Below are 26,062 nucleotides of genomic sequence, written 5' to 3'. Positions count from 1 at the left end.
ATGCCTGCACCCAACCCAAGACCCGCAACCTACTACGACCGCCTGGGGGTAAAGCCGACCGCAAGCCCTCAGCAAATTCGGCAGGCGTTTCGGGAACTGAGCAAGCTCTACCATCCAGACACCACCACACTGCCAGCGGAGGACGCCACCGAAAAGTTTCAGCAACTCAACGAAGCCTACGGCATCCTCAGCAGCCCCGACCGCCGCTGGGCCTACGATAAACAGGTGGGCTATTCCCGTATTTCGGTGATGCAGCCCCTAGAGCCCCTCTCACGGGCTAGCCGCACCGTACCCCGCCGCAAGGAACCGTCCAACGTATACCTCGACCCCACGGATCGCCCCCTGTCTGCGGGAGAAATCTTCGCCCTATTCATCCTGGGGCTCACCTTTGTGGCCTGTTTAGCCCTAGTGGTGACGGTGGGCCTCACCCGTGGGGAATATGCCATCAACCCCGAATTGCCGGACGCCGTGACCCTCACCTCGGATAGAGTACCCGACGCTGCACCGACTATCGCTCCAGAGTTCCAGCAGCCCCTATCCAGGGATGCTGGCGCAGATTCAAGCCTGCCCTTCGCTCCTCGCCCCCGTGCTGCCCAGGGGCCACCCACTTGGTTGTAGGCTAGGGGTGGAAGTTTTTCTTTGACCCAGTTCTTCCTATGTTCCTGAGTCGAAATATTCTAAGACACTTCTTTTTAGAAAGTCTTCTTTTTAGAAAGTATAGCGGTTCTCCCATTGATGAGATACATCTACAGCCTAAGAACAAGGAGCTTAAGCCCCTTGACCGTGTCACATCTGACTGAAACCAGCTATATTCCCGTTTTAGGCAGCATTTTCTTGGGTGGACGGTTCTCACCCTACGGATGACGGATTTCCTTAAACTCTAGGTTGTTTTTATGGCCCTTCCCACCGCTAACACCCCCCTCTATAACCACACCCTGCCGGATATTGAAGACTGGCTGCATCGCCAGGGCTGTGAACAAAATACCGACGTGCCCCACTGCTGGCATGTGCAGCGTCCCCTTTGGGAAGCCGACGTGATTTTAGATATTGATGCCCTGGTGGTGCGCTACGTCAACGCTGGAGCCGATGGCAAGGATGTCCAGCGCATTTTCAAATATTCCCTTAGCCGTCAAGACCTTGAAGAAGCCATTTTCGCTGGGCCTTAGATTGCCTTTGGACTTTGGAAATTCCCCTCCCCTAGGCCGTTGCACCTCAAGGGATGAAACGCCCTAGGGTTGGGTCGTTTGGAGGTGTTGGACGAGGGCGCGTAAGCCCAAACGATAGCTCTCGGCCCCAAACCCGCAGATTTGACCTACCGCCACCGGGGCAATGTAGGAGTGGTGGCGAAATTCCTCTCGTTTATGAATGTTGCTGAGGTGGACTTCCACTGTGGGCAACCCCACCGCCGCAATGGCATCCCGCAGAGCCACGCTGGTGTGGGTGTAGGCACCGGGGTTTATCACAATCCCGTCCTTTTGGCCAAAGGTCGCCTGAAGGCAATCCACTAATGCACCCTCGCTATTGGACTGAAACGCCTCCACCGTTACCCCCAGGGATTTAGCCTCGGTGGTCAGCATCTCGTTGATACTGGCTAGGGTTTGGGTGCCGTAGATGCCCGGTTCGCGCAATCCCAGCAGGTTCAAGTTGGGGCCGTGGATGATTTGAATGCGGTACAAGCGTAATACCTCCCCTAAAAATCAATACTCAGCCTACTCGAAAATCTGGGCTCAAGGTTGGGCCTCAAAACCCAGTTCTTCCATGGTATTCGGGGCTGGAAGGAGACTTGGACTCCGATTCCCCCTTTTCTAAGGGGGGCTAGGGGGATCAACCCTCGGCGCAAGACAAAATAGAGACTTACGCATAGGCGGTAGGGTTAAAAAAAGTCCCGGAATCGTAGGACTCCAGGACTTAAGGTTGACACACGCTGTCAGTTTGCGAAATTTAGGCTACGCCCATAGAGAAGGCGCGTGACATTCCATCATAAAATTCAGCCTAATGATTCGGCCTTAAACCAGAGAGCGACACTGGCCTCTCTTCCCTAGGGGTTAGTGCTGAACCTGGCGGGTTAGGCTACCGTCTAGGCTCTTTGACAGGAATGGGGATCAATTCGGGTTCGTGCTGAGTTTCTGGCCCCAGGAGGGCATCGATGATGCCGTCAATCCACTCACGCAGCTTTTCGAGAGCCTTTTCGATGTAATCCATTAGGGCCTAACTCCTTACTGGAATGCGATGGTTGGGTGTGCCGCTTTGCCAAGCTCACCAAAGCACGACCCTACGCCCCGCAATTTATACATAAACCCATCATAACCAAATGACGTAAATGATCAAGGTGATTGTCACAGGAGATGACGACGAAGGAGATCCAGGGCGGTGCAAGCGCTCAGATGGCGTACCCAGTCGCGGCCTCGGAAGTGGGCAAATTCATACTTTTGGCTGATTACATCCCCCGTGGGCAGGGCGAGGCCAATGTAAACCAGGCCGACGGGCTTCGTCTCGCTGCCGCCGCCGGGGCCAGCGATCCCGGTGATGCTTAGCGCCCAATCGGTTTGCAAAGCGGCTTTGACACCTAGGGCCATGTGTTCGGCGACGATGGCGCTGACGGCTCCTTCGGTTGCTAGCACCGTGGGATCAACCTTGAGCAGGTTGGTTTTGATGCGGTTGTCGTAGGCGATGATGCCGCCCAGAAAGTAGGCGGAACTGCCCGCGACGGCGGTGAACATTTGCCCCAATCCGCCCCCGGTGCAGGATTCTGCCACGGCCACAGTCTGCTGCTTTTGTTGCAGTAGATCCCCCACCACCGAGGCCAGGGACTCGTCATCGGCCCCGTAGCAGTCGATCCCTAGCAGGTTGCGAATGCCCTGCTCGACGGGGTGGATCAGGGCGACGGCTTCGGCGATGGTGGGGGCTTTGGCAGAAATACGCAGCTTGGCTTCGCCGTGGCTGGCGTAGGGGGCGACGGTGGGGTTGCTGAGGTTCAAATACTCGCTCACCCGTTCTGCCATGCCCGATTCGCCGATGCCCCAACAGCGCACCATCCGGCTGACGATGGTGTCTTGCACCCAGCCGTGGGTTTTCAGGTAGGGCACGGAGGTTTCCTGCCACATGGCTTTCATTTCGCTGGGCACGCCGGGGAAGGTCATAATCAGCAGTCCCGGTCGGGGTTCCCAGATGATCCCCGGTGCGGTTCCGGTGCGGTTGGGCAACACCTCGGCTCCTTTGGGGAGCAGGGCTTGTTTGCGGTTGCTGGGGGTCATCACTCGCCCCCGACTAGTAAATTTCGCTTCGATGTCCGCCACAATTTCGGGGCGCTCCACCAGAGGCGCATCAAAAAAGTCTGCCAGGGTCTCGATGGTCAAATCATCGGGGGTGGGGCCAAGGCCACCCGTAAACAGAATCAGGCCCGACCGCTCGCAGGCCATCGCCACCACCTGCTGAATTCGGCTGGGATTATCCCCCACCACGGTTTGAAAAAAGTGAGGAATGCCCAACCCCGCTAGCTCCTGGGCCAAATATTGGGCGTTGCTGTTGAGGATGTCCCCCAGCAGTAGCTCGGTGCCCACACAAATTAACTCGGCGCTCTTGCCCATGGCTGATTCCGTATCCTTCGCGGTGTTAGGAGGTGAATCTTTATTGTGCGGCATGGTTGGGGCAAGCGTGGCTTGGGGCGCACCGCTATGAGCTTGTCCGGGGGCTTGGCGGGGAGAGCGAGATTTATCGGTAGAGTGGGAAAGCGGATCAGAGGACGACGGGATGGCAGGGTGGATGAAGGACACCGATCAGGGGCAGCGCGGACTGTTGTGGCTATTAGTGGGCGGATTAATCTATCGCACCATCGTGGCGATCTGGCTGCTGCCCGGTTTTGATGAAGCCTACTACTACCTCTACAGCCGCCACCTGAACTGGAGCTACTTTGACCATCCGGTAATGGTGGCGTTGACGACGGGGCTGGGCTGGTGGACAACGGGGATTATCTCGCCGCTCACCATTCGGGTAGGAGCACTACTGCTGTATGGGATCAGCTTAGGACTTCTGTACCTAGCGGCAAGACGGATGCACAACCCAGCGGTGGGCCAAATGACCATGGCCTTCGGAACCTTGGTACCGCTGATTGTGATTTCCTTCGGAATCCTCACCTCGCCGGATAACGGGCTGATGCTGTTTTGGAGCGCCACGCTTTTGGTGGCACTGTGGGAGTTTTTCCCCACCCGTCGCCGCCTGAACCACTATGGCGTGATTGGTAATGCCTATATCCCCACCTGGCGGGTGGCGCTGCTGGGTGGATTGGTGGGATTGGCCTGTATTAGCAAGTACCACGGTTTTGTGTTGGGGCTGGGGCTGGTGGGGTTTTGCCTCAGTCGCAAGCCCTACCGCAAGGTGTTTCAATCGCCCTGGCTGGTGGCGGCGGCGGGTTGCTTTGCAATCACCCTCTTCCCGCTGCTGTATTGGAATGCCCAGCACGACTGGATTTCCTTCCGCTTTCACCTGGGGATGCGTTTTGATGGCGGCACAGACGAACCCAGCCCCTTTCGAGTGGGGCAAATGATCGGCTACTGGCTACTGTCCAACGTCTATCTCTTCCCGCTGTTTGGCTTGCCCCTGTGGTGGGTCACATTGCGCCAAACCGGGCAACAGGTGATGATGTCCTTCACCCCCAGTTGGGACACCCAGGAAGCCCAGGGGCGGGATCAGTTGGCGCTAGTTCTGTGGCTGTCGCTGCCGATTGTGCTGTTGTTTACGGTGCTGGGGGGCAAGCAGCAAATTTTTCCGGCTTGGCCCGCTCCGGGCTATTGGGGCTTGCTGATTTTGCTCGGTGCCCAGGCCGTCCTTTGGCAACGGCGTAGACCTCGGCTGCTGCAACGGTGGCTGTGGGGATCGGGCGCATTTTTGGCGATCCTATCGGTGATTGCACTACTGCATTTGCAACTGGGATTTCTGCAACAACCCAGCCGCTATGCCCCCTTTGGTGGCCTGATTCCCGTCGAACAAGACGGCTCCACGGAACTGATCGACACCCTACAACTGCGACGCCTGATCGCTGAAGATCCTCCACTGCAAGCCATCCTGCCAGAGGTTGGCTTTATCTTCACCAACGAGTATTACCTGGGTGGCTATTTCGATATGGCCATCCACCCCCTGCGCGACGTGCCCGTCACCGTCTTCAGCCAAGACCCCAGGGGATTTGCCTTCTGGTTCAACCAAACCGATTGGCTGGGCCAAGATGCCCTGTATATGACCCTCGACCGCTTCGCCGAAAATCCCGATATTCTGGGCCAATATCAACCCCTGTTTGACACCATCGAACCCCTCACCACCCTAGACCTACGACGGGGTGGCGAAGTCACCGAAACGATTCACCTTTTTCGAGCCAGCGGCTTCAACCAGCCCTACGGGTATCCCTACCACAGCAAATCCTAATTGGATGATCCCGATTCCCAACCCAGCAAACTGTAGGGGAGGGGATCGTTCAAGCGGTAAACCCTAGCCTAGACCCAGAGAGAGTCGCCATTCTAGGAGTCGCCCCATGGAGGCGGGGGCATGGTCGATGATGCGGAGTTTCCAGGCTCCGAGGGCAGGTTGTCCGATCATCGCGATCAGCACGGGGGTGCTGTGCAGGTTGTAGGTTTGGCGTAGGGTGGTTTGGCGACCGAGGGTGCGTCCCTGGAGTAGGGCGGTTTGGCCGCTGGGGGCGATCAGGGTGAGGCTAATATCACCCAGAAATTCGTGCTGGAGGCTGACCTGGACTTGCAGATCGGTGACGGTGCCCGGCTGGGAAATCACGATGGCACTGTCTACCCCCGTGGGCTGGTGGTCGGGAATCACCAAGGCCGTCCGGTTTTGTTGGGAGAGAATTTGCCTCACCCGTCGCTGGCTCCAGGCGCGGGACTGGGCCGCCTGCACGGCGGCTAGGGCATTCACCTTGCCATAGCCAAACCATGGGGAATGGCCTCGACCATCGTAGGTACCGTATTTCAGGCCCAGTTGGGGATCGGGGCTGGGGTCAACAATTTTATCGGCGGTGGTTTGCAGAATTTCTCGCACCTCCTGGGCGGTCAGGTTGGGGTTGACGGAGAGCATTAGCCCCACCACCCCGGCCACCATGGGGCAAGCGCTAGAGGTGCCGCCAAAGGTGTGGGTGTAGGCGGCATTGGGGTCATAGCCTGCCCCTCCGGTGCGGTCGCTGGTGACCACGCCTCGTCCCGGCAGCGCTTGGCGGAGTTCTGGCCCCGTAGCCACGGTTCCCACCTGGGGGAGGGCCATGCTGGGAGGGGCATTATTGCTGGGGGCGGTGACGGCGATGGAAGCTCCCCAGTTGCTATAGGCGGCTTTGGTGTTGAGGCTGGTGGAGGCCGACACGGCAATCACGTCGGGATGCACCGCAAAGCCATTCAGCCACTTGGTCGGGCCACTGAGCACATTGCGGGGCCACTGGGCCTCGTTGAGGGTGCCGCTGACCGGGCGGTTGGCATTCCCCGCCGAGAAGAGAATCACGCAGCCCTTGCCCTGGCGTCCGGCGGTGGCGGCTTGGGTGATGGCGTTGGCTTGGCGCAGGGTGAGGGGGAAATAGTTGGCGGCGGGCGACCAGCTACAGGCAATCACCGCTGCTCCCCGGTTCATCGCTTCGCCAAACAGTTGCTCGATAGAGGCATCGTCGATGAAGCCCGTGGTGCGGATGGGCAAAAAGGCACAGCCCGGAGCCACCCCCACAATGCCGCTGCCGTTTTCTTCGCCAATGGCCAACCCCGCCACCGCCGTCCCGTGATTTTCGTGGCTTTGCATCGGCAAGGGCACCGCATCGCGATCCTTGAGGTCGATGGGGGCCACCAGTTTTCCCATCCCTTGCAGGTCAGGGTGTTCCAGGTCAAAGCCATCATCGGCCACCGCCACCACCACCGAACGACTGCCCCGCGTAATGTTCCAAGCTGCTTCCACATTCATGTGCGACCCCGTCGCCAACTGGGGGCCACCCTGGTGAAACAAATGCCACTGCTGGGGGTAGCGGTCGTCCGTGGGTTGATACAGCCCTCCGATTTCAATCACCAGATTCGGTTCAGCAACCTGGACTCCGGGCTGGCGCAGCAGACGGTTGGCCAGCTTAATCGGGTTCTCGGTGGCCGCTGGGGTAACACGGGTGACGTAGGCCTGGGGAATCCCCGCCAGGGAATGATCGACCACCAGCCCCAACTCGGCTAACCAGCCCGCCAGGGTGGTCTGATCCACCGATTGATCCACCTGCACCGTGATTTCATCCGTGAGGTACACCCAGGTTTGAGGGCTATCCACCAAACGATAAACATGGCTGGCAAAGGCCACATCGGGATGCTGACGAGCCCGATCCAGGCTGTCCTCCAGTTCGGCGGCGTTCACCTGCCATTCCACCAGTTGTCCCGTTGCCACCGCCCGCCCCCCCAAAGCCCCCAGGGCCGCCTGCACCGCCCCCAGCCCCCCCGGTTGGTGCAGCCGAGTGGTGAACCGCGTGGGCACCTTTTCCACCCGCAGTTCCTCCCCCCCACGCTGAATAATGTCGCCCATCCACGACTCACGGGGGCCAGTCATCGCCGGACGGTCAGCGGCATTGGCAGAAGCATTGGCATCGGAGGATTGCACCATGGGATTGCGACACTAGCGATGGGTGAATTGCGACGAAATTCAGGCAAAACGACGGGAACCTTTTGGGCTGGCTACGGTCAAAGGGGCAGCACCCAAACCCCAGGCGATCTCGCCACGCAGAATCCGGGTGGAGCGCTTCAGGAGGCCATAGCGAGATGTTAAGATACCTCAGTATTTTGGTACCTCCTCCTTTGGCAAATCGTTAGATTGGCGGGTGCGATTGTCCCTCAAACTGTCCCTCAACCTTATCTTGGGTAACTCATGGTCGTTGCGATGCACTCTTTTTGGAAACCCTTCTCCGGCTTTTCGACGGCGGCTCTGGTCGCTTTGACGGGAGGTAGTCTGTTAGGGGCAACCCAGGCCATAGCTAGCCCGACGATCCTGGCCCAAGAGACCTCCAACCCCAACATTGTGCCCGTGCAACCGGGAAATATTTCCACCACCTCCCTCAGTATGGCCGGGGCGCGGCAGCAGGTGGCCGAAGCCGAAGCCGCCATTGCCAATCAGGATCTGGAAACCGCCATCGTCAAGCTTCAGGCCTCCCGCGAAACCCTCAACCAACTGTCCAGCTATTACCAAGAACTGGCCCAGATGTTTGTGGGGATTAACAGCCAGCTTAACCGTACCCACCGGGAGCAGGCCCTCGAAGCCGCCCAAATGCGCGACCAAGCTACCTACCAACTGGCCCTAGTCTACCGCGCCCAAAACCAGCCAGACCTAGCGGTGCCCCTGCTGATGGAAATCCTGCGTAGCCAGCAGCCCACCCGTGAACTGGGCCAACGAGCCTACCAGCAACTGTTTGAGCTTGGCTTTGTCAACGAGCCCTATGCCGGACGCCCCCCATCCCAGGACACGGCCCCCGAGGAGGCTGCCCCCTAGTAAGGCGAATAGTCTAGGCGCTCGCCGGATCGATGGGGTGAAAGCATAATTAAAATCAATGCTTTCACCCTATCAATGCGGTTCCTTTCAATGGCAAGATAGCAACGGTGGTCTGCCATCCATTGTCGCCACCGGGAAGTTTGCTCCCTTATGGCCCTATCTTTCCTAGCCTTTAGATTGTTCAGCCCGACGTTATTTACAGCCGGAGTGCCCCTACCATGATTAGCCCAGACCAAGTTGTGGCCATGATTAAGGCCAGCCTGCCCGATGCCGAAGTAGACGTTCAGGATCTGACGGGCGGTGGCGATCATTACCAGGTGGCCGTCGTCTCCTCGGCCTTTTCGGGGTGTAGTTTAGTCAAACAGCATCAGATGGTCTACGGGGCCGTGCGCGAGGCCATGTCCTCCGAGGCCATCCACGCCCTTGCCCTCAAAACCTACACCCCAGAAGACTGGCAAACCGCCCAGGCCAGATAGTTTGGCCCCGATAGCCCCAGTCCTCGGTTGACGATACGCTCTGGCTTCGTTACCGTTTATCTGCCCCTGCCTGTCCCATTCACCGCTGGAGGAATTTTCCCATGGATGCTGCCGTTAAAGACCGCATTGATCAATTAGTACAAAGTAACCCAATCATGGTGTTCATGAAGGGGAATAAGCTGATGCCCCAGTGCGGCTTTTCCAATAATGTCGTGCAGATTTTGAATATTCTGGGGGCTCCCTTCGAGACCTTTGACGTGCTGGCCGATCCCGACATTCGCCAGGGCATTAAGGAGTATTCCAACTGGCCCACCATTCCCCAGGTTTACGTCAACGGTGAATTCCTTGGCGGATCCGATATCCTGATCGAGCTGTACCAAGGTGGTCAGCTCCAGGAAATTGTGCAAGTGGCCCTGGCCTCCTAGGAAACCCTATGACTGACGATTCTCTCCCCGCCGCCGACAGCCTAGATGCGGTGGCCACGGAACTTAACCAGGCTGCTGAACAGGGCAACCTCTCGGCGGAACAGTATCGCCGCAAGATGCAGCGCCGCCAAGAGGTACAGCAGCAGCGTCTCGCGGAACGCAACCTAGAAAAGGGTCTGATCATCGTCCACACGGGCAACGGTAAGGGCAAAACCACCGCCGCCTTGGGGATGGTGATGCGATCCCTGGGGCATGGCTACCGGGTGGCCATTGTGCAGTTCATCAAGGGAGCCTGGGAGCCCGCCGAAAAGGCCGTCCTGGGACGCTGGGAAGACCAGCTTACCTTCCAGGCCATGGGTGAGGGCTTCACTTGGGATACCCAGGATCGCGACCGAGATACCGCCACCGCTCAACAGGCTTGGGGCATGGCGCTGGACTATATCCGCGATCCCGACTATCGGCTGGTGCTGCTGGATGAGGTGAATGTGGCTATCAAGCATGGCTTTCTGACCGTGGATCAGGTGTTGACAGGACTGGCCGATAAGCCGGAGATGACCCACGTCATTTTGACCGGACGCGGAGCCCCCCCCGCCTTGGTTGACGCCGCCGACTTGGTGACGGAAATGACCCTCGTGAAGCATCCCTTCCGGGAACAAGGGGTGAAGGCCCAGCCTGGGATTGAGTTTTAGCCCCTCTGCATGGCTCGGTTAAATGCTAACTTCTATGTACTTAACTACCCCCGATTCTCCAAGGGTGGACTGTGGCTAGTTAAGACGGCTAGGGTGTCGCAAGGTGGAGGCCAAGACATTTGATAATTCGAGGCTTGGGAAGCCACAGGCAAGGCATCAGAGTTAGGTCACTGGGGCTAGGCAAGCAGCAAGAATCATGGCTGATCGGCAGTCTGGTGGTTCTGCCCTATGCCAGCTATCTCGGATTGGCTGGTTTGGCCATCCACCTGCTGAACTGGCTGGTACGCTACCCCCAGGCCATCAGCCAACGTCTAGTGCGCCAAGGCTGGATTGGGCTGATACTGGGGCTGGCTATCAGCATCACCGTCGCCCAGGATCCAGCCTTAGCCCTGCTTCAATCCACTAACTTCTGGCCGTTCTTTTTCTTTTTCGCGGGCCTCTCCACCTACATTACCCATCTCCCCAGTCCCTTGGCTAGCCTAGAACGGTGGGCCTTTTGGTTGCTGGTGGGCTCTATCCCCATTAACCTGCGGGCCTTCCTTGAATATTTACCCGCCCTGGCGTGGCGGCTAGGAATTTCCGGGTGGCCTTGGGAGGCGGTTCCGGTACACCAGCGAGTGGATTCTGTTTTTGGCAACCCCAACGTGTTGGCTGCTTACTTGGTGATTATCTTTGGCCTAGGGCTGGGCCTGTGTCTGCGAACGCGGTCTTCCCCCCCATCCCCCGCCAACGCTTGGATCTACGGAGCCATGGGTTTGATTCCCTTGGGAGTGTTTTGTGCAGGATCCCGTAGTGGCGTGGTTGTTTTGCTGATTCAACTGCTCATCGCCATGGCGATGCTTCGGCGTCATCGCTGGGCCGTTTGGGGCGGATTGGGCCTTGCCACGGCCACCCTCACCAGTGTGGTGATCGGTGGCGTTGGGGGACGATCCCTCACCGAAGCCTTAACCAGTAGCTCTCTTCGGGTCGCGATTTGGCAGCTCTCCCTACCGCTGATTCGCCAGTATCCCTGGCTAGGCACCGGATTTGGGGGCTTCCAAGCGAACTATGTGCCCTACGCCATTCCCGATGAAGCCGTCCTAGCCCATGCTCACAACTTCTGGCTGAATCTAGCCGCAGAGGCGGGCATCCCCGTGATAATCCTATTGACCAGCATTGTGGGCTGGATTTGCTACCGAGCCGCCCAAACCTATCGCCTAGGACGATTGCCCCCAGAGACCCAACCACTGCTGATTGGCTACGGCCTGGGTTTTTTGGCCTGTACGCTATTTGCCCTGTTTGATATTGCTTTTTTTGATGCGCGGGTGAATGTCCTTGGCTGGCTGATGTTGGCGGCATTGCAAGCCATCTCCGACCTAGCCAATGTGTCGGGTTCAATCTCTCCATCCCCCCAAGGCCATGACAAACCCTCACCGTTGGTATAGGAGGGGCCGATCCGTTTTCCTAAGGGTTGGGCCGATCCTGATGCTAACGACAATAGCGATCTTGGTGTGGACCAAGGCGATTTGGCCCCAGCGCTTCCTCTGGCCCCAGGTTTCCGGCGAAGCGGTCTTCTGTGTGCAAACGGCGGATCCGGTCATGGCCCTCACCTTTGATGATGGCCCCCATCCCACCTACACTCCCGCCATCCTGGATACCCTGGAGGAATACGCGGCTCAGGCCACCTTTTTTGCCATCGGGCGGCACCTACAGCAGCATCCTCAGGTGGCCCAAAGGGTGGTGGCCCAGGGGCACGAATTGGCAAATCATACCTTTTCCCACCCCGACCTCAACCGGAGACTAGGGCCGGGGATCGAGCAGGAAATCCAGCGGACGGAGGATCTTCTAACGCCCATGATTGATTCCCTACCGTCCTACTTTCGACCGCCCTACGGCCATGCCAATCTGATCGTGATGCAGACCCTGAAGGCCATGGGTCGCCCGATCTTCCTTTGGGACATTGACCTGCTGGATTGGAGTAGCCTATCGGTGGATCAGATGATGACGATGCTGGCAGAACAGGCCCATCCCGGCGCGATTGTTTTGATGCACGACTCTAGTCCGAATTCTGATGGATCCCCCCGGACGAGTCGCCAAAAGACCGTAGAACTGGTGCGGCAAATTCTCGCCACCTACACGGCCCAGGGCTATCGGTTTGTCACCCTGTCAGATCTCCTGGCACGGGGAGCTGCTCAACCCAGCGTGACGCGCTGCCGATAGACGCCAGTTCTCTCTTCCCAGCGACCCACCGCCCCTAAAACTATCCCTAGGTCAGCCATGGCTCACCTAGGGATAGTTTTGATACTCAATCCGGCTTGTTTTGCACCCGGTATCAGCGGTCGAGGAGACCTTGCCCCTACGGTGGGTCGGGCTGAGAATCGGGGTTTCCCAATGCAGACTGGGGATGAGATGGGTAATGGATGGGCCGATACAAGGCCGCTAAATGAGCTTAGCCGTCCGCAGGCCAAAATACAGTCCTAGGGCCAACCCCAACATTCCACCCAAAAACAAAACGTACGAAATGGCTCCCATGGCCGATCTCTCCACAACAACTGCTCCTATTGAACCATAGCCGGGGGTGAACCACAGCCGGGGGAGTGCAGGACGGACGACCCTTCTCCCTAGCCTTGTCGTGCTCTCGGTCATGGATCGCGGTGGTGGCGGGGGGGAGCGCAGGCCGGGAAAACATAGCGATGGGGGCTGAGGTTAGCTATGCTCTAGGCAGATAGTGCTTACGGAGAGCTTTTCACCGTCTATGGATCATTTAAAGGGGGTGGGGCGTGGGCTAGAACGACGGGGGCTAAAACCAGCCTATGCGGGCGGGCTGTTGCTGGCGTTGGCTATTTTCCTGTTTGCGGCGGCCACCAATACCCTGGCCGGATGGCTCTACGTGATGAGCGGTATTATGTTAGCTCTGCTGGCTCTGGCGACGCGATTGCCCCGACGCAACCTTCAGGGGGTCACCGTAGAGCGTTTGCCCATCGATCCCGTCTCGGCGGGGGAACCGTTGGCCGTGGAGGTTCTGATCACCAATCACCATCGCCAACCGAGGGATCTTTTCTTGGTCGTGGATGCCATGGCCCCAGCCCTTGCTGCGCCCCAGCGCATCGCCCTGCGTCACCTCAACCCTGGCCAAACCTACCCCTGGCGCTATCGAGTACCCACGCCACGGCGCGGCATCTATGCTTGGTCGGCCCTCACCCTCCGGTCAGCGGCCCCCCTAGGGTTGTTTTGGTATCGGCGAGATCTGGCCTTACCTACCACGGCGGTCGTTTACCCGCAGATTTTGCCCCTGAAAAACTGCCCCATTTTAGATACCCTTGGCGACCAATCGGGGCAGCAGTGGCACTACCACCCGGTGGTCAAGCCGGCAACGGAGGGCGTCACCCGATCCCTACGCCCCTATCGCTGGGGCGACCCCACCCGGCTCATCCACTGGCGCACCAGTGCCCGCTACGGCGAACTTCGGGTGCGCGAATTGGAAAAAGTCACTGCCAGCCAGGAAGTGGTGATTGCCCTCAACACGAGAGCCAACTGGCTAGAGGAAAGTTTTGAGCAGGCCGTGGTTGCCGCCGCTTCGCTGTACCACTATGCCCTAGAAAAGGGTTTTGCAGCGGCCCTGTGGCTCCCCCAGGGGGAATGCCTTCAGGATCGGCCCGGTGTGCTGATGGCCCTGGCGGGAGTGCAGATTGACTCCAGTGGATCGCCTCCCCCAACCTGGCCAGAGGTTCCGACAGTGTGGCTTACCCCAGCCCCGATGGCTGCAACTACCCTCGCCGCCGGGAGTCGTCAACTGGTTTGGGCCTCACCCGCCACCCGCGCTGGGGATAGCACCCAGGAAGACGGATCCGCTGGGATAATCCGCTGGGTGCAGCCGGATCAGTCCCTACAGGCGCAACTCCAAACCCAGGTGGATAAAACCAGCCCCGTCACCGTCTCGGGTTAAGCATTGGAGACCATCATCGGGTTTTAGGGCACTTGCCACGCTCGCTGGTGGTAATCCTCTGGCTGAGGAAACAGATCTACGGGTTCGCCGTGGTGGTGATGACCGTGATCATGATGACCGTGATCGTGATGGCCGTGATCGTGACCATGGGCCGCACTATGGCTATGACCGTGATGGTCGTGACTGCGACCGTGACCGTGATCATGGCTATGTCTGTGACCATGATCATGACCATGGCCGTGGCTAGAACCCGCCCCCACAGCAGCTAGGCGGAATTTGCACATCTCGCAGTTCATCTGCACTTGGCCGAGCTGGGTTTCAATTTCACGCGCTCGCAGAATTTGCATCAGCCGGGGGTGGCTCCCCATTTCGGGCAGGTAGGTGACGGTGATATCGGGATGTTGGGCCTGTTCCTGTTGGGTAATATCGACAATTTTTTTCACCAGCACCCCAGTGAAGAGGAAGTAGGGCAACACGATGATGCGCTTGGGCTGGTATAGGCGGGCACGGCGGAAGCCTTCCTCTAGGCGGGGGTGGGTGATGCCGATGAAGCAGATTTCCACGGTGTGGTAGCGGCTCCCTTCCCACAAAATCCGGGCCAGTTTGTAAACATCGCCGTTGGCATCGGGGTCGCTGGCTCCGCGTCCTACAAACAGCAGCACGGTGTCTTCGCGGGCAATGCCCTGGGGATTGAAGGCGGGGGTGTCCAATTCCTCTAGGCGATCTTGCCAGAGGCGGATGATTTCTGGGGTAATGCCAAAGTGGCGACCGTAGTGAAACGTCACCTGGGGATGACGCAGGCGGGCGCGGTCGAGCTCGTTGGTAACGTCAAACTTGTTGTGGCGGGCGGCAAACAGCAAAATCGGCAGCACCGAAATGTCGGTATAGCCCTGGGCCACGCATTGATCCACCCCGTCCTGGATGGTGGGCTCCGTCAGTTCCAAAAAGCAGGGGATCACGGGCCGAGAGGTATCTAGCGCCTGGTAAGCGGCGGCAAATTCCAGCAGGCGATCCCGGCCATCGGTGTCGCGGCTACCGTGCCCCACCAGCAACAGGGGACGATTCATCGGCAGCGGCTCCCATTGGCCCAGGGCGGGCGGGGTAAAGTCCTCTGGGGTGGTCATGATGGGAGCAATGGCCATAGCTGCGATGTCTGCCTCAATAAAACTCTGGCGAGATAAAAATCCCGCTGTTCGGTTATCTTAGCCCACTCCATCACCCAGAACCATCCTGGGGGTAGGGATGTTCCTAGGCCATGCCGGGGAAATGGTCGATTTGGGCGTAGCCGCTGAAGACCAGTTGATTGCCCTTGGTTTCCAGACGGTTCACCCGCAGCAGCACGCCATCCAGGTTAAAGCGCTCTAGATCCACCATGCGGTTGAGGATAGTGGCAAAGGCCTTGGTGAGGGTGGCGGAGAGGGATCGGGCGGTGTCGGGGATGCCGTCGGACAGAAATTCAGGGTTGGCGAAGATAATCCGTCGCCGCTTTTCCACGGTGATGGTGGCCGTGAGCTGAATCGGCACATCTTTTTTATTGGGCAGGTCGGTTTTGGCCGCAATCGTCACCTGTTGATCGGGCTGGAGGGTGATGTGAATGTCGCGAAAGGTGAGGGGTTCGCCGCCGGAGAGGTTGGTGAGCGCTTCGTCATCCACCCCTTCCAGGTGTTGGCGCACTAGATCGGCCCCAAAGGCCCGGTTAATGGCGTCTTCGGTAAGCACCACCTGGGCAATGGCCTGGGTGGGCTGGCGCAGGCGAATTTTGCCACCAATGGCCGCCCCCATGTCGATGGCCACCGCATCGGTTTCAAACATCATCTCTGCGGTTTCAAACTCGTTGCGAATCACCAGTCCGCGTCCTTCCATGCGGAAGCTGTCTACGGTGCCCTGCAAGAGCTTGCTAGGGGGCGAACAGCGCACCGCCACATCAATGGAATCGCTACGGCTGAACATGTGCCGAAGGGACTGAGTGACCACGGAATTGATCATCCGTTCGCCGAAATCGTTCGCTGCGTTTGGCTGGAACCCGGTAAAGCCGCCGAACATAGAGGTTAATACCAACCCAACATCTCTACTTGTTGTAACAAAGTATGAAGCATTTCGACACCCCCATTCTAGCGGGGGATGGCCAAAGCTCACGGATTATCCCCATGGCAGTCTCCTATGGCCTGCATAGGCTCGGTACAGCACACCAAGGGTGGAAACACAATGGTTAAATCTTCTGGGCATTGCGGGGGATACAGGTTAGACCGGGGCTAGACTGTATCCGACCTAGCTTACCTTTACCCCCTGCGATGCCTGATTAGGCCAGGGGTTCGGGTTGCTTGTATGATGGCCTTTTGGCGGTTTGAGTGCTTTTGCCTAGGGCAGAGGAATGATCACCGCCAAACCAGGGTTTTCAACTGCCCGAGGGCTAACCTTTACACACTGTTCTATGACCTTCAACGCTGCCCCCTTCGCCATCACCACCCCGCTCTACTACGTCAACGATCTGCCCCATATCGGCAGCGCCTACACCACCATCGCGGCGGACGTAGTCGCTCGGTTCCATCGCCTCACGGGGCGACCCGTGCTGATGATTACGGGCACCGATGAGCATGGCCAAAAAATTCTCCGCACCGCCGAAGAACGGGGGATTTCGCCCCAGGATCATTGCGATCAAGTGGTAGCTGGGTTTGAGAGCCTTTGGCAGAATTTGAATATTCAATGGGATCGATTTATTCGCACCACATCGCCCCGCCACGAGGTGATTGTGCGGGAGTTTTTTCAACGGGTGTGGGAAAAGGGGGACATTTACCAAGGCCAACAACAGGGCTGGTACTGTGTTTCCTGCGAGGAATTTAAGGAAGAACGGGATCTACTCGACGACCACCGCTGCCCCCTGCACCCCAACAAAACGGTGGAATGGCGGGACGAGCAGAACTATTTCTTCCGGCTTGCCAATTACCAGGAGAAACTAGAGCAACTCTACGCCGAGCGACCCGATTTCATCCAGCCGGAAACCCGCCGCAATGAGGTGTTGAGCTTCGTCAAACGCGGCCTGCAAGACTTTTCCATTTCCCGCGTCAATCTGGACTGGGGCTTTCCGGTTCCCACGGATCCCAATCATACCCTCTACGTTTGGTTTGATGCCCTGTTGGGCTATGTCACCGCTCTGCAAGATCCTGACGAAGCCCCCAATTTAGAGGCGGCTGTGAGTCACTGGTGGCCGATCAACATTCACCTGATTGGCAAGGATATTCTTCGGTTCCATGCGGTGTATTGGCCTGCCATGCTGATGTCGGCGGAATTACCCGTACCGGGACGAGTGTTTGGCCACGGCTTTTTAACTAAAGACGGCCTAAAAATGGGCAAAAGCCTCGGAAATACTCTCGATCCCGTGGAATTAGTCGATAAATATGGATCTGACGCCGTCCGATATTATTTCCTCCGCGAGATTGAATTCGGCAAAGATGGGGACTTTAACGAAACCCGATTTATCAACGTTCTCAATGCTGATTTAGCCAATGATTTAGGAAACCTGTTAAATCGCACCATTAAGATGGCGGCGCGTTATTGTGGAGGAAAGGTACCCCATGGGGAACCTATGTCTTTAACGGATGATCATCGGTTGAAGGGCATGGGAACAGGCTTGGGAGTAACCGTTGCCGAGGCTTATCAACAGTTGAAATTTAGTCAAGCTTGCAGCGCGATTTTAGCCCTAGTGCAGGCCAGCAACAAGTTTCTGGATGAAGAAGCCCCCTGGAGCCTCTTTAAGCAGGGCAAACAGGCAGAAACCGAATCGGTACTTTATGCCGTTTTGGAATCGGTACGATTAGCGGCCTATCTGCTTGCCCCCGTGGTTCCTGGCCTCAGCAACGAGATCTATCGGCAACTGGGCTACTCGGTGGACTTTAACCAGCGATCCATCGGTGATCAATTGGCCTACGGAGAACACGCCGCCTGGGGCACCTTGCCACCGGGTCAGATCCTAGGAGACGCCAAGCCCATTTTCCAGCGCATTGAGATTCCTGAAGCGATGGCTTAGGGGATCGCAAGAATGCTGGATGGGAGGGCCGAGGATCGCCCTCGAACGTCCCCCAAATTTCCCCCGAATGCCCCATCAATAAGTCCCCTTAGGTACATTCCCTTAGCCCCCATAAAAGCCCCTTTAACCCACGATTGATTTAATACAACTGGATAACACGCCCATGTTAGATTCCCATTCTTTAATTAGCGAAGACACCATTTTTACCCCCGAACAGGTGCTTGGTAACCGGGGGCGGGTGGCGATCTTCATTGATGGATCCAACCTGTTCTATGCCGCTCTACAATTGGGCATTGAAATTGACTACACCAAGTTACTCTGTAAGCTCACCGCTGGATCCCGGCTGTTTCGGTCGTTTTTCTACACGGGGGTAGATCGCAGCAACGAAAAGCAGCAGGGCTTTTTGCTGTGGATGCGCCGCAACGGCTATCGCGTCATTGCCAAGGATTTGGTGCAATTGCCCGATGGCTCTAAAAAGGCCAATTTGGATGTGGAAATTGCTGTGGATTTGGTCGCCTTGGTGGACTATTACGACACCGCTGTGTTGGTGAGCGGCGATGGCGATTTGGCCTATGCTGCCGATGCCGCCAGCTATCGGGGTGCCCGCATTGAGGTGGTCAGCTTGCGATCCATGACCAGCGATAGCCTGATCAACGTGGCCGACCGCTACATTGACTTAGAACTGGTGAAGGACGACATCAAGAAAAATCCCCGCGCCCCGCAGCACAACTACACCTATCGCCCCCTGGCCCCTGGTATTGGTGGCACCGATGCCCTACCGCCAGAGGCAAGCCCCAGAGGATAGGATAGGAAACGGTAACACTTGGAGTAGGGGTAGCCCTAGCGAAATCACAATGGTAAAGCCACGGCAGATCGCCATTGGGGGTATGGTCGTGACGGTGATCGGCCTGGGCGCGTATTGGCTGGGGATTGGGCCGTTGGCTCCGTCGCCCCCGTCCGAAGCGCCAACCGAGGACGTTGAAACCGGGTTAACCCTACGGAACGTGACCCTGGAGCAACCCGACGAAAATGGGGTATTGCTGTGGCGGGTCAAGGCCGAGGAAGCCAACTACAGCCCAGATCGATCCATCGCGACGTTTACCCGTCCCGATGGCGAACTGTTCCAAGACGGTGAGGTGATTTACAACGTCACCGCCGATACCGGGGAAATGCGCGACAACGGCAACACCATTGTGCTGCGCGGCAACATTGTGGCCAAGGGGATTAAAAACGGGGCGATTTTGCGGGGGAACGAAATGGAGTGGCGGCCCCAGGCAGACGTCCTGGTCATTCGCCAGGACGTGACCGGAAGCCACCCCCAACTGCGGGCCACGGCGGACGAATTCCGGGTGTTTAACCGCCAAAACCGGATGGAATTGCAGGGCAACGTGGTGGCCAACACCGTAGTAGAAGACCCCAAAACCGATCCCTGGCTGAAGCTCCAGGCCCAAGAACTGGCCTGGGACTGGGATCAGGAGCGCATCGACAGCCCCCAACCCCTACGCATCGAACAATTCAAAGACACCACCATCACCGAAGTGGTGCAGGGGCAGCGGGGGCAGGTGAACCTCGGCGATAACCTGGCCACCCTCCAGGGATCGGTGACGATGCAGATCCTAGACATTCCCCTCACCGCCAACAGCGAGGAACTCGAATGGCGTGTGGCGGAGGGGCAGATTAACCTCAATCAGCCGTTGACCGTGACCCACCCCACCCAAAACCTAGTGGTCACGGCTCGCCAAGGCACCATGAACTTGGCCGACGAGGTGATTACCGTCAGCCAAGACGTGGTGGCCGTGCGCCAACAACCCCAATCTCGCCTCACCACCGACCGCCTCACCTGGACAATCCCCAGCCAAACCCTGCTGGCTGAGGGGCGGGTGAACTATCAACAGACCAATCCGGCCCTCAACCTCAGCGGTAGCCAGGGCATTGGCCGCTTGCGGGAAGGCACCTTTGTGGTTGAGGGTGGCCAGGATAACGGGGGGCAGGTGGTCACCGAAATTGTGCCCAACTAAGCCCATTGGCTTTGCCCAACCTCGATACACTAGAAAACAGTGTGATCAACCAGGGGGAGACAACCATGGCCTACGATTTTGATTTGTTTGTGATTGGGGGTGGGTCTGGGGGCATTGCCGCCGCTCGTCGTGCCGCCGAATACGGGGCCAAAGTGGGCCTTGCCGAGGCCGGACGCCTGGGGGGAACCTGCGTGAACCGAGGTTGCGTGCCCAAAAAACTCATGGTCTACGCCTCCCACTTCCCCGACCAGTTTGAGGCCGCCGCTGGCTATGGCTGGACGGTGGGGGATCGTCAGTTCGATTGGCCCACGCTGATTAAAGCGCTAGATACCGAAGTCACTCGCCTCAACGGCATCTACGGAACCATGCTGGATAAGTCCTCGGTGCAGTTGTTCCCACACTACGCCCGCTTTGTGGATGAGCACACCCTGGAAGTGGGCGATCAAAAAATCACCGCCGAAAAAATCCTGATTGCCGTGGGGGGCAAGCCCGTCAAACCTGATGTTCCCGGCATTGAATACACCATCACCTCCGACGACATTTTCCACCTGCCCCAGCAGCCCAAGCGGGTGGTGATCCTGGGTGGCGGCTACATCGGTAGCGAGTTTGCCTGTATCCTCAACGGCCTCGGTACCGAAGTGGTGCAGGTGATTCGGGGCGACAAAATTCTGCGCGGCTTTGACGAAGAACTGCGCACCGAAATCCAAACCGCCATGGCCCAGCAGGGCATCACCCTGATGACCCACTGCGAACTGATCGCCATCCACAAAACCGAAACGGGCGTGGATATCACCATTGCCACCCCCGAAAAGCAGGAACACATCCTGGCCGATGCCGTCAGCCTTGCCGCCACCGGACGCCGCCCCAACGTTCAGGGTCTCGGCCTAGACAATACAGGGGTTGAGATCCACCACGGAGCCATCGCCGTAGACGAACACCACCGCACCGCCGTGCCCCACATTTTCGCCGTGGGCGATGTCACCGACCGGGTCAACCTCACCCCTGTGGCAATCAAGGAAGGACGCATCTTTGCCGATACCGAATTTGGCAATAAGCCCGGTCTGATGAGCCACGCTATTGTACCCACCGCCGTCTTTACCACCCCTGAAATGGGCACCGTGGGCATGACCGAGGAACAGGCCAAGGCCAAGTACGGCGAGGAAACCATCAAAATCTACCGCTCCCGCTTCCGACCCATGTACTACAGCGTCCCCGGTATGGAAGCCCGCACCCTGATGAAGTTGGTCGTCCATCAGCCCACTGATAAAGTCCTGGGGGCGCACATGGTAGGCGACTACGCCGCCGAAATTATCCAGGGCGTAGCCATTGCCGTGCAAATGGGAGCTACCAAGGCCGACTTCGATGCCACCATCGCCATCCACCCCAGTTCCGCCGAAGAGTTCGTCACCATGCGCTGAGGATCCCCCCATACAAAGGGGGGAGGCGATGGGCGGCAGTGTCTGTTGGTCATCCTCGGCGATGGCCCACGACTACCGCTACACCCTGGGGGAGGAGGCGATGGGCGGCAGTGTCTGTTGGTCATCCTCGGGGTGATCGATACGGGGCATAAACAACGGCTGGGCCTGGAGGCGGGGTATCGGGAATCCGAGTTGAGTTGGAAAGCCTTACGGTTGCGGCTCAAAGACTAGGGAATCACTCAAGCGTCGCACCTGGCGATTGGGGATGGCCACGATAGGCACAGACCGACGGTGGGGGTGCCATAGTGGAGGTGTCATGGTGAGAGTGCCATAGTGGGAGTGCCATAGTGGGAGTGCCATAGTGGGAGTGCCATAGTGGGAGTGCCATAGTGGGGGGCACCATGGCTCAGGTCACTTGGGGGAAGGTTGGCCCTCCCCCGTTCCGTTCCGTGATGCTCCATCGCATGGTAGTTTTTGGCTGTGAAGGATGTCTTGAAGCCATGGATGCATCGGTTTAACCTGCAACCGAAGGTGCCGCCCATTCCCCTACGGTTGCTGCTGACGCTGCCCTTTGTGGTGCAGGTGACTGGGGTGGTCGGGGTCGTGGGGTACCTGTCCTATCGCCATGGGCAACAGACCATAGAAACGATGGCCTATGCCCTGATGAATCAGGTGGGGCAGCGAGTGACCCAAGAACTGGATCACTACCTTCAGGTGGCCCACCAGTTCAACCAGGCCCAGGTGGCGGCGGTGGTCGCCCAGGCCATCGATCCCCAGGATCTAGATCAACTGCACCGCTATATGATTTTGCAGCATCGTCAGGCGGAGAGCCTAACGACCGTGCTGTTTGGTAGCCCCCAGGGGGATTTTCGCATCAGTCACCATGTCAGCCCCAAAGACTATGGAGTGAACACCCAGCTTCAGCCGGGGGAAATTCCCATTGAAGCAGGAATTTCAGAGGCGGCTAACCCATCGACAAGTCGTCTCTATGGGGTGGATGGGGCGGGGCAACTGGGGCGCTACCTAGAAACGATTGAAAATATGGATGTGCGCGACCGCCCCTGGTATCGTCAGGCGGTGACCACCGGAGCACCGGGCTGGATTGGCCCCTACCAGTTGGGGAGTACCAACCTGCTCACCCTCAATGCCCATGTCCCCCTGTATGACCAGGGGGGTGCATTGCTGGGGGTGTTTGCGGTCAACATTACCCTGAACCAATTGGGGGATTTTTTGGCGGATTTAGCGGTCGGGAAAACGGGGGAAGTCGTGATTTTGGAGCGCAATGGCTTGGTGGTGGCCACCTCCACCGGAGACGGCCCCTACGCCATTACCAGCACCCCCAACGCCGAGAGCAGAACGCCCCCCGGAGAACTGGGCTTTGAGCGGCTGAAACCCACGGATTTGGACAGCCCCACGATCCAGCGGGCCTACGCATACCTAACCCAGCACGGGATGGATTTGGCCAGCCTACAATCCCCCCAGTCCATCCATGCCTCCGGGCCAGGGACGCACGACTTCATCACGGTGGTGCCCTACCGCAATGCCCACGGTCTTGATTGGCTGGTAATGACGGTGATCCCTAAGGCTGACTTCACCGCCGAAATGCAGCAGACCTTAATCCATACCGGGGTACTCTGCCTGCTGGCCTTGGTAGGGGCGATTGCCTCTGGTCTAGTGATTGCCAAGCGCGTAACCAAGCACATTACCCGGCTGACCCAGGCCAGTGCCGCCCTAGCTGCGGGCGATCTGACCCAGCAGGTGCCCGCCACCAGCCCCATTATTGAAACCAAAGCCCTGGCCCTGGCCTTTAACCAAATGGCCGACCAACTGCGGCAATTGTTTCAAAGCCAGGTGGATGTAGAGGCCACCCGCCAGAGCGAGGCCCAATTTCAACGGTTGGCGGCAGCGGTACCGGGCATGATCTACACCTACACCCTGCACACCGATGGCCTCACCCGGTTTGACTATGTCAGCTCGGCCAGCCAGAGCATTCTGGAGCTAACGCCGGAGCAAATTGTGGCCGATGCCGAAACGGTGCTGGCCCAAATCCACCCGGAAGATCGCCCTAGCCACGATGCCGCCGTGGCCGACAGCGCCGACACCCTGAAGCCCTTTTCCCTCGCCTTTCGCAACATCACACCCTCGGGCCAGTTGAAGTGGTTAGAGGCCAGTTCTCAGCCGATCCGACGCAGCGACGGCAGCGTGACCTGGTATGGCCTGCTGCTGGATGTCAGTGATCGGAAGCAGTTTGAGGCCGATCTTCAGCTCAATGCCCAAAAACTGGCCGACAGTGAGGCCCGCTTCCAAAAAATGGCGGCTACCCTGCCGGGGATACTGTATAGCTCCATTGTGAAACCGGATGAATCCACACAGTTTATCTATGGCAGCGCCGCCGCCTCAGAACTGTTAGAAGTTGAGGTCGAAGCGGCCCTCGCCGATGCCAGCGTGATCTTCAACCTGTACCATCCCGATGATCGGGCTGGGTTTGTGGCCGCCCGCAACTATAGTGTGGCAACCCATCAGCCCTTCCGCCACGAATGGCGCGTGATTACGCCCTCAGGCAAAACCAAGTGGCTCCAGGTCAACGCTCGCCACGAACGGTTGCCCAACCAAGATATTCTCTGGTTTGGGGTGGTACTGGATATTAGTGATCGCAAGGCCATGGAAGTCGCACTGCGCCAATCGGAGGCCCGTTATTTATCTATTTTGGATGAGCAAACAGAGCTCATTACTCGCTTTCAATCCGATGGCACTCTGGTCTTTGTGAATGATGCCTTTTGCCGCTACTACGGACTGTCTAAACCGGAGGTGATTGGACAGCCCTATCAACCCAGAGTCTACGCCACCGATCAAACCCTGATCGATCAGGCCCTAGCCCAGTTATCGCCGGAGAACCCCATTGGCATGGTGGAGCATCGCGCCATCGTTAAAGGCGATGTGCGGTGGATGCAATGGATCAATCAGGGCATTTATGACGACCAGGGCACCTTGCTAGAGCTCCAGTCGGTGGGCCGCGATATTCATGATCTCAAACAGGCCGAACTAGCCCTAAAAGAAAGTGAAGCGCGGTTTTGGAGACTGTCGAATGCGTCGCCAGCCAATCTCTACATTTTGGTCATGCACCCCGATGGCACCTTCCAGTTTGAGCATATGAGCCAAGCCGTCGAAGCAATGCATGGACTCCGGGTGGCCGATATTCTCGCCGATGCCGCCGTGCTGTTAGACGGCATTCACCCCGAAGATCGAGCGGGGTATAACGCGGCGGTGCAGTGCAGCATCAACACCCTAGCCCCCTTTGAGCACGAGTGGCGCATCATCACCCCCAGCGGTGCGGTCAAATGGCTTCAGGGCCGATCTCAACCCCAGCGCCGGGAGAATGGCGACATCGTTTGGTATGGCGTTGTGATTGACATCAGCGACCGCAAAGCCGCCGAAGCCGCCTTGCAGCAGGCTCACCAACAGCTAGAGGTTCGCCTAGCCGACCTGCGCCAGCGCAACGAAGACATGGTGCTGCTCAGCACCATGAGCGATTTCTTGCAGGCCTGTTTAACCCTAGACGAAGCCTACGTGGCCCTTGCCGACCTGCTGCAACCGCTGTTTCCCGACTGTACGGGGGGCATTTTTACCACTCCCGCCCCCGGTCGCCCGCTGGAGGCCCAAGCCACCTGGGGGCACCCCCTCCGCTCAGAGCCCGAGTTTCGTCGCACAGATTGCTGGGCCTTGCGGCGAGGGCGGGGATATTGGGTACCCGCCGGACAGACCCAACGACACTGCCAGCACGTGATTGCAGAGGCAGGGGTGGTCACACTCTGCATCCCCATGATGGCCCAGGGCGAAATTTCTGGGCTGCTGTACCTCAGTGCCGTCACCCCAGCGGCCTTGCCCGTGGCCAAACGGCAACTGGCCCACGCCGTCGCCGAACAGATCGCCCTGGCCATCTCCAACCTCCACCTGCGCGAAACCCTGCGGGAGCAAAGCATTCGCGATCCGCTGACGGGGCTGTATAACCGCCGCTACCTGGAAGAAGCCCTCCAGCACGAAATGGCCAGTGCCCAGCGCCACCAGACCACCATTGGCGTGATCATGCTCGATGCCGATCACTTCAAGTCGTTTAACGACACCTATGGCCACGACTTTGGAGATCAGGTACTCCAGGCTATTGCCCAAGTGCTGAAAGGGGGCACTCGCCTGTCAGACCTCGCCTGTCGCTACGGCGGCGAAGAATTTACCCTAATTTTGCCCCAAACGTCCCTGGCCGACACCGCCACTCGGGCCGAAGCCCTGCGCCACCAGATTGGCCAACTGACCTTCATCCATGGAGGACAGCCCGTGCCCACCATTACCGCCTCCTTGGGGGTGGCCTGTTTTCCGCAGCATGGCCAAACGGGCGCTGAACTCTTGCAGAAAGCCGACCAAGCCCTTTACCAAGCCAAGGCCGCTGGCCGCAACCGCGTCCTCTGTGCGCCACTAGAGCCAGGAGTTGGGACATCGCCCTAGAACACCAGTGATGTACTCCCGACAGGGGCCTCTGAGAAATTTCCCCGCAGAACAGGCCCAAACTTGCGCTGAACGAGGGCCAGGGGATCCCTAGCCGCAACCA

The 26,062-nt window shown here is 58.3% G+C and carries 22 protein-coding genes and 1 pseudogene; 16 read left to right on the top strand and 7 right to left on the bottom strand.

Annotation, left to right across the window (positions count from 1 at the left end; genetic code table 11):
* Window positions 1-618: a J domain-containing protein gene (locus H6G62_RS09780; RefSeq protein ID WP_190494541.1), complete on the top strand. Its 618-nt coding sequence runs from the start codon at window positions 1-3 to the stop codon at window positions 616-618.
* 275 nt (window positions 619-893) lie between these two features.
* On the top strand, window positions 894-1,166 hold the full coding sequence (locus tag H6G62_RS09775; RefSeq protein WP_190494539.1) for a DUF3143 domain-containing protein: 273 nt from the start codon (window positions 894-896) through the stop codon (window positions 1,164-1,166).
* A gap of 63 nt (window positions 1,167-1,229) precedes the next feature.
* Here H6G62_RS09775 and aroQ read toward each other — a convergent pair whose 3' ends face one another.
* From aroQ to H6G62_RS09765, 3 genes are all read right to left on the bottom strand, one after another.
* Complete coding sequence (gene aroQ, locus H6G62_RS09770; RefSeq protein ID WP_190494537.1) at window positions 1,230-1,676, bottom strand: type II 3-dehydroquinate dehydratase; 447 nt, start codon at window positions 1,674-1,676, stop codon at window positions 1,230-1,232.
* A gap of 394 nt (window positions 1,677-2,070) precedes the next feature.
* On the bottom strand, window positions 2,071-2,202 hold the full coding sequence (locus H6G62_RS28315; protein WP_277883017.1) for a hypothetical protein: 132 nt from the start codon (window positions 2,200-2,202) through the stop codon (window positions 2,071-2,073).
* 134 nt (window positions 2,203-2,336) lie between these two features.
* A complete protein-coding gene (locus H6G62_RS09765; protein ID WP_190494535.1) occupies window positions 2,337-3,587 on the bottom strand; it encodes a competence/damage-inducible protein A in 1,251 nt (416 codons plus the stop codon).
* A gap of 175 nt (window positions 3,588-3,762) precedes the next feature.
* On the opposite strand from H6G62_RS09765, the gene H6G62_RS09760 reads away from it, so the two are divergent.
* Entirely contained in the window at window positions 3,763-5,415 is a 1,653-nt protein-coding gene (locus H6G62_RS09760; protein ID WP_190494533.1) for a glycosyltransferase family 39 protein, read from the top strand.
* Between the two features lie 63 nt (window positions 5,416-5,478).
* On the opposite strand, the gene H6G62_RS28310 is transcribed toward H6G62_RS09760, so the two are convergent.
* Entirely contained in the window at window positions 5,479-7,608 is a 2,130-nt protein-coding gene (locus tag H6G62_RS28310; protein ID WP_277883016.1) for a S8 family serine peptidase, read from the bottom strand.
* 273 nt (window positions 7,609-7,881) lie between these two features.
* Between H6G62_RS28310 and H6G62_RS09750 the strand changes: the two genes are divergently transcribed.
* The 6 genes from H6G62_RS09750 (at window position 7,882) to H6G62_RS09725 (ending at window position 12,276) form a co-directional block, all read left to right on the top strand.
* A complete protein-coding gene (locus H6G62_RS09750) occupies window positions 7,882-8,487 on the top strand; it encodes a hypothetical protein (RefSeq protein WP_190494531.1) in 606 nt (201 codons plus the stop codon).
* A gap of 218 nt (window positions 8,488-8,705) precedes the next feature.
* Window positions 8,706-8,963 carry a BolA family transcriptional regulator gene (locus tag H6G62_RS09745; protein WP_190494529.1) on the top strand — a complete coding sequence of 86 codons (258 nt, stop codon included), beginning with the start codon at window positions 8,706-8,708 and terminating at the stop codon, window positions 8,961-8,963.
* A gap of 101 nt (window positions 8,964-9,064) precedes the next feature.
* Window positions 9,065-9,388 (top strand): Grx4 family monothiol glutaredoxin, encoded by a 324-nt coding sequence (gene grxD / locus H6G62_RS09740; RefSeq protein WP_190494527.1) that lies wholly within the window; start codon window positions 9,065-9,067, stop codon window positions 9,386-9,388.
* A gap of 8 nt (window positions 9,389-9,396) precedes the next feature.
* On the top strand, window positions 9,397-10,077 hold the full coding sequence (cobO, locus tag H6G62_RS09735; RefSeq protein ID WP_190494525.1) for a cob(I)yrinic acid a,c-diamide adenosyltransferase: 681 nt from the start codon (window positions 9,397-9,399) through the stop codon (window positions 10,075-10,077).
* A gap of 215 nt (window positions 10,078-10,292) precedes the next feature.
* Window positions 10,293-11,501, top strand: coding sequence for an O-antigen ligase family protein (locus H6G62_RS09730; RefSeq protein ID WP_190494523.1), 1,209 nt, complete (start codon window positions 10,293-10,295; stop codon window positions 11,499-11,501).
* Window positions 11,502-11,541: 40 nt separating this feature from the next.
* Window positions 11,542-12,276: a polysaccharide deacetylase family protein gene (locus H6G62_RS09725; protein WP_190494521.1), complete on the top strand. Its 735-nt coding sequence runs from the start codon at window positions 11,542-11,544 to the stop codon at window positions 12,274-12,276.
* A 219-nt stretch (window positions 12,277-12,495) separates the two neighbouring features.
* On the opposite strand, the gene petL is transcribed toward H6G62_RS09725, so the two are convergent.
* Window positions 12,496-12,588, bottom strand: a complete 93-nt coding sequence (petL, locus tag H6G62_RS09720) for a cytochrome b6-f complex subunit PetL (protein ID WP_190494519.1) — start codon at window positions 12,586-12,588, stop codon at window positions 12,496-12,498.
* Between the two features lie 223 nt (window positions 12,589-12,811).
* Between petL and H6G62_RS09715 the strand changes: the two genes are divergently transcribed.
* On the top strand, window positions 12,812-14,002 hold the full coding sequence (locus H6G62_RS09715; protein WP_190494517.1) for a DUF58 domain-containing protein: 1,191 nt from the start codon (window positions 12,812-12,814) through the stop codon (window positions 14,000-14,002).
* Between the two features lie 23 nt (window positions 14,003-14,025).
* On the opposite strand, the gene H6G62_RS09710 is transcribed toward H6G62_RS09715, so the two are convergent.
* Both H6G62_RS09710 and H6G62_RS09705 read right to left on the bottom strand, forming a co-directional pair.
* The gene (locus H6G62_RS09710; protein WP_190494515.1) at window positions 14,026-15,144 is read right to left on the bottom strand and encodes a sirohydrochlorin chelatase; all 1,119 of its coding nucleotides are present in this window, start codon (window positions 15,142-15,144) and stop codon (window positions 14,026-14,028) included.
* A gap of 106 nt (window positions 15,145-15,250) precedes the next feature.
* Window positions 15,251-16,060, bottom strand: a complete 810-nt coding sequence (locus tag H6G62_RS09705; RefSeq protein WP_347239325.1) for a DUF2993 domain-containing protein — start codon at window positions 16,058-16,060, stop codon at window positions 15,251-15,253.
* A gap of 373 nt (window positions 16,061-16,433) precedes the next feature.
* Here H6G62_RS09705 and metG point away from each other — a divergent pair, with 373 nt between their 5' ends.
* The 6 genes and pseudogenes from metG (at window position 16,434) to H6G62_RS09675 (ending at window position 25,959) form a co-directional block, all read left to right on the top strand.
* A complete protein-coding gene (gene metG / locus H6G62_RS09700; protein WP_190494513.1) occupies window positions 16,434-18,026 on the top strand; it encodes a methionine--tRNA ligase in 1,593 nt (530 codons plus the stop codon).
* A gap of 163 nt (window positions 18,027-18,189) precedes the next feature.
* Entirely contained in the window at window positions 18,190-18,831 is a 642-nt protein-coding gene (locus tag H6G62_RS09695) for an NYN domain-containing protein (RefSeq protein ID WP_190494512.1), read from the top strand.
* Window positions 18,832-18,880: 49 nt separating this feature from the next.
* The gene (lptC, locus tag H6G62_RS09690; RefSeq protein WP_199324875.1) at window positions 18,881-20,044 is read left to right on the top strand and encodes an LPS export ABC transporter periplasmic protein LptC; all 1,164 of its coding nucleotides are present in this window, start codon (window positions 18,881-18,883) and stop codon (window positions 20,042-20,044) included.
* A 65-nt stretch (window positions 20,045-20,109) separates the two neighbouring features.
* Window positions 20,110-21,462, top strand: coding sequence for a glutathione-disulfide reductase (gene gor, locus H6G62_RS09685; RefSeq protein ID WP_190494510.1), 1,353 nt, complete (start codon window positions 20,110-20,112; stop codon window positions 21,460-21,462).
* A 99-nt stretch (window positions 21,463-21,561) separates the two neighbouring features.
* A pseudogene (locus tag H6G62_RS09680) lies at window positions 21,562-21,690 on the top strand (IS256 family transposase); the annotation flags it as partial.
* Between the two features lie 276 nt (window positions 21,691-21,966).
* Window positions 21,967-25,959 carry a diguanylate cyclase gene (locus H6G62_RS09675; protein ID WP_190494508.1) on the top strand — a complete coding sequence of 1,331 codons (3,993 nt, stop codon included), beginning with the start codon at window positions 21,967-21,969 and terminating at the stop codon, window positions 25,957-25,959.
* Window positions 25,960-26,062: the final 103 nt, after the last annotated feature.

It is taken from the genome of Phormidium sp. FACHB-1136 (assembly GCF_014697375.1).
Taxonomy (GTDB): Bacteria; Cyanobacteriota; Cyanobacteriia; order Phormidesmidales; family Phormidesmidaceae; genus Nodosilinea.
The sequence above is the reverse complement of the archived record's forward strand: the minus strand, read 5'-3'. Positions and strand labels throughout refer to the sequence as shown.

Coding starts and splice junctions, on each gene's coding strand:
- gor (WP_190494510.1), top strand. CDS start 20,110: ATGGCCTACGATTTTGATTTGTTTGTGATTGGGGGTGGGTCTGGGGGC.
- H6G62_RS09775 (WP_190494539.1), top strand. CDS start 894: ATGGCCCTTCCCACCGCTAACACCCCCCTCTATAACCACACCCTGCCG.
- H6G62_RS09675 (WP_190494508.1), top strand. CDS start 21,967: ATGCATCGGTTTAACCTGCAACCGAAGGTGCCGCCCATTCCCCTACGG.
- H6G62_RS09765 (WP_190494535.1), bottom strand. CDS start 3,587: ATGGGCAAGAGCGCCGAGTTAATTTGTGTGGGCACCGAGCTACTGCTG.
- H6G62_RS09710 (WP_190494515.1), bottom strand. CDS start 15,144: ATGGCCATTGCTCCCATCATGACCACCCCAGAGGACTTTACCCCGCCC.
- H6G62_RS28315 (WP_277883017.1), bottom strand. CDS start 2,202: ATGGATTACATCGAAAAGGCTCTCGAAAAGCTGCGTGAGTGGATTGAC.
- metG (WP_190494513.1), top strand. CDS start 16,434: ATGACCTTCAACGCTGCCCCCTTCGCCATCACCACCCCGCTCTACTAC.
- H6G62_RS09715 (WP_190494517.1), top strand. CDS start 12,812: ATGGATCATTTAAAGGGGGTGGGGCGTGGGCTAGAACGACGGGGGCTA.
- grxD (WP_190494527.1), top strand. CDS start 9,065: ATGGATGCTGCCGTTAAAGACCGCATTGATCAATTAGTACAAAGTAAC.
- H6G62_RS09725 (WP_190494521.1), top strand. CDS start 11,542: ATGCTAACGACAATAGCGATCTTGGTGTGGACCAAGGCGATTTGGCCC.
- H6G62_RS09750 (WP_190494531.1), top strand. CDS start 7,882: ATGCACTCTTTTTGGAAACCCTTCTCCGGCTTTTCGACGGCGGCTCTG.
- H6G62_RS09695 (WP_190494512.1), top strand. CDS start 18,190: ATGTTAGATTCCCATTCTTTAATTAGCGAAGACACCATTTTTACCCCC.
- H6G62_RS09745 (WP_190494529.1), top strand. CDS start 8,706: ATGATTAGCCCAGACCAAGTTGTGGCCATGATTAAGGCCAGCCTGCCC.
- H6G62_RS28310 (WP_277883016.1), bottom strand. CDS start 7,608: ATGGTGCAATCCTCCGATGCCAATGCTTCTGCCAATGCCGCTGACCGT.
- petL (WP_190494519.1), bottom strand. CDS start 12,588: ATGGGAGCCATTTCGTACGTTTTGTTTTTGGGTGGAATGTTGGGGTTG.
- H6G62_RS09780 (WP_190494541.1), top strand. CDS start 1: ATGCCTGCACCCAACCCAAGACCCGCAACCTACTACGACCGCCTGGGG.
- cobO (WP_190494525.1), top strand. CDS start 9,397: ATGACTGACGATTCTCTCCCCGCCGCCGACAGCCTAGATGCGGTGGCC.
- H6G62_RS09760 (WP_190494533.1), top strand. CDS start 3,763: ATGAAGGACACCGATCAGGGGCAGCGCGGACTGTTGTGGCTATTAGTG.
- lptC (WP_199324875.1), top strand. CDS start 18,881: ATGGTAAAGCCACGGCAGATCGCCATTGGGGGTATGGTCGTGACGGTG.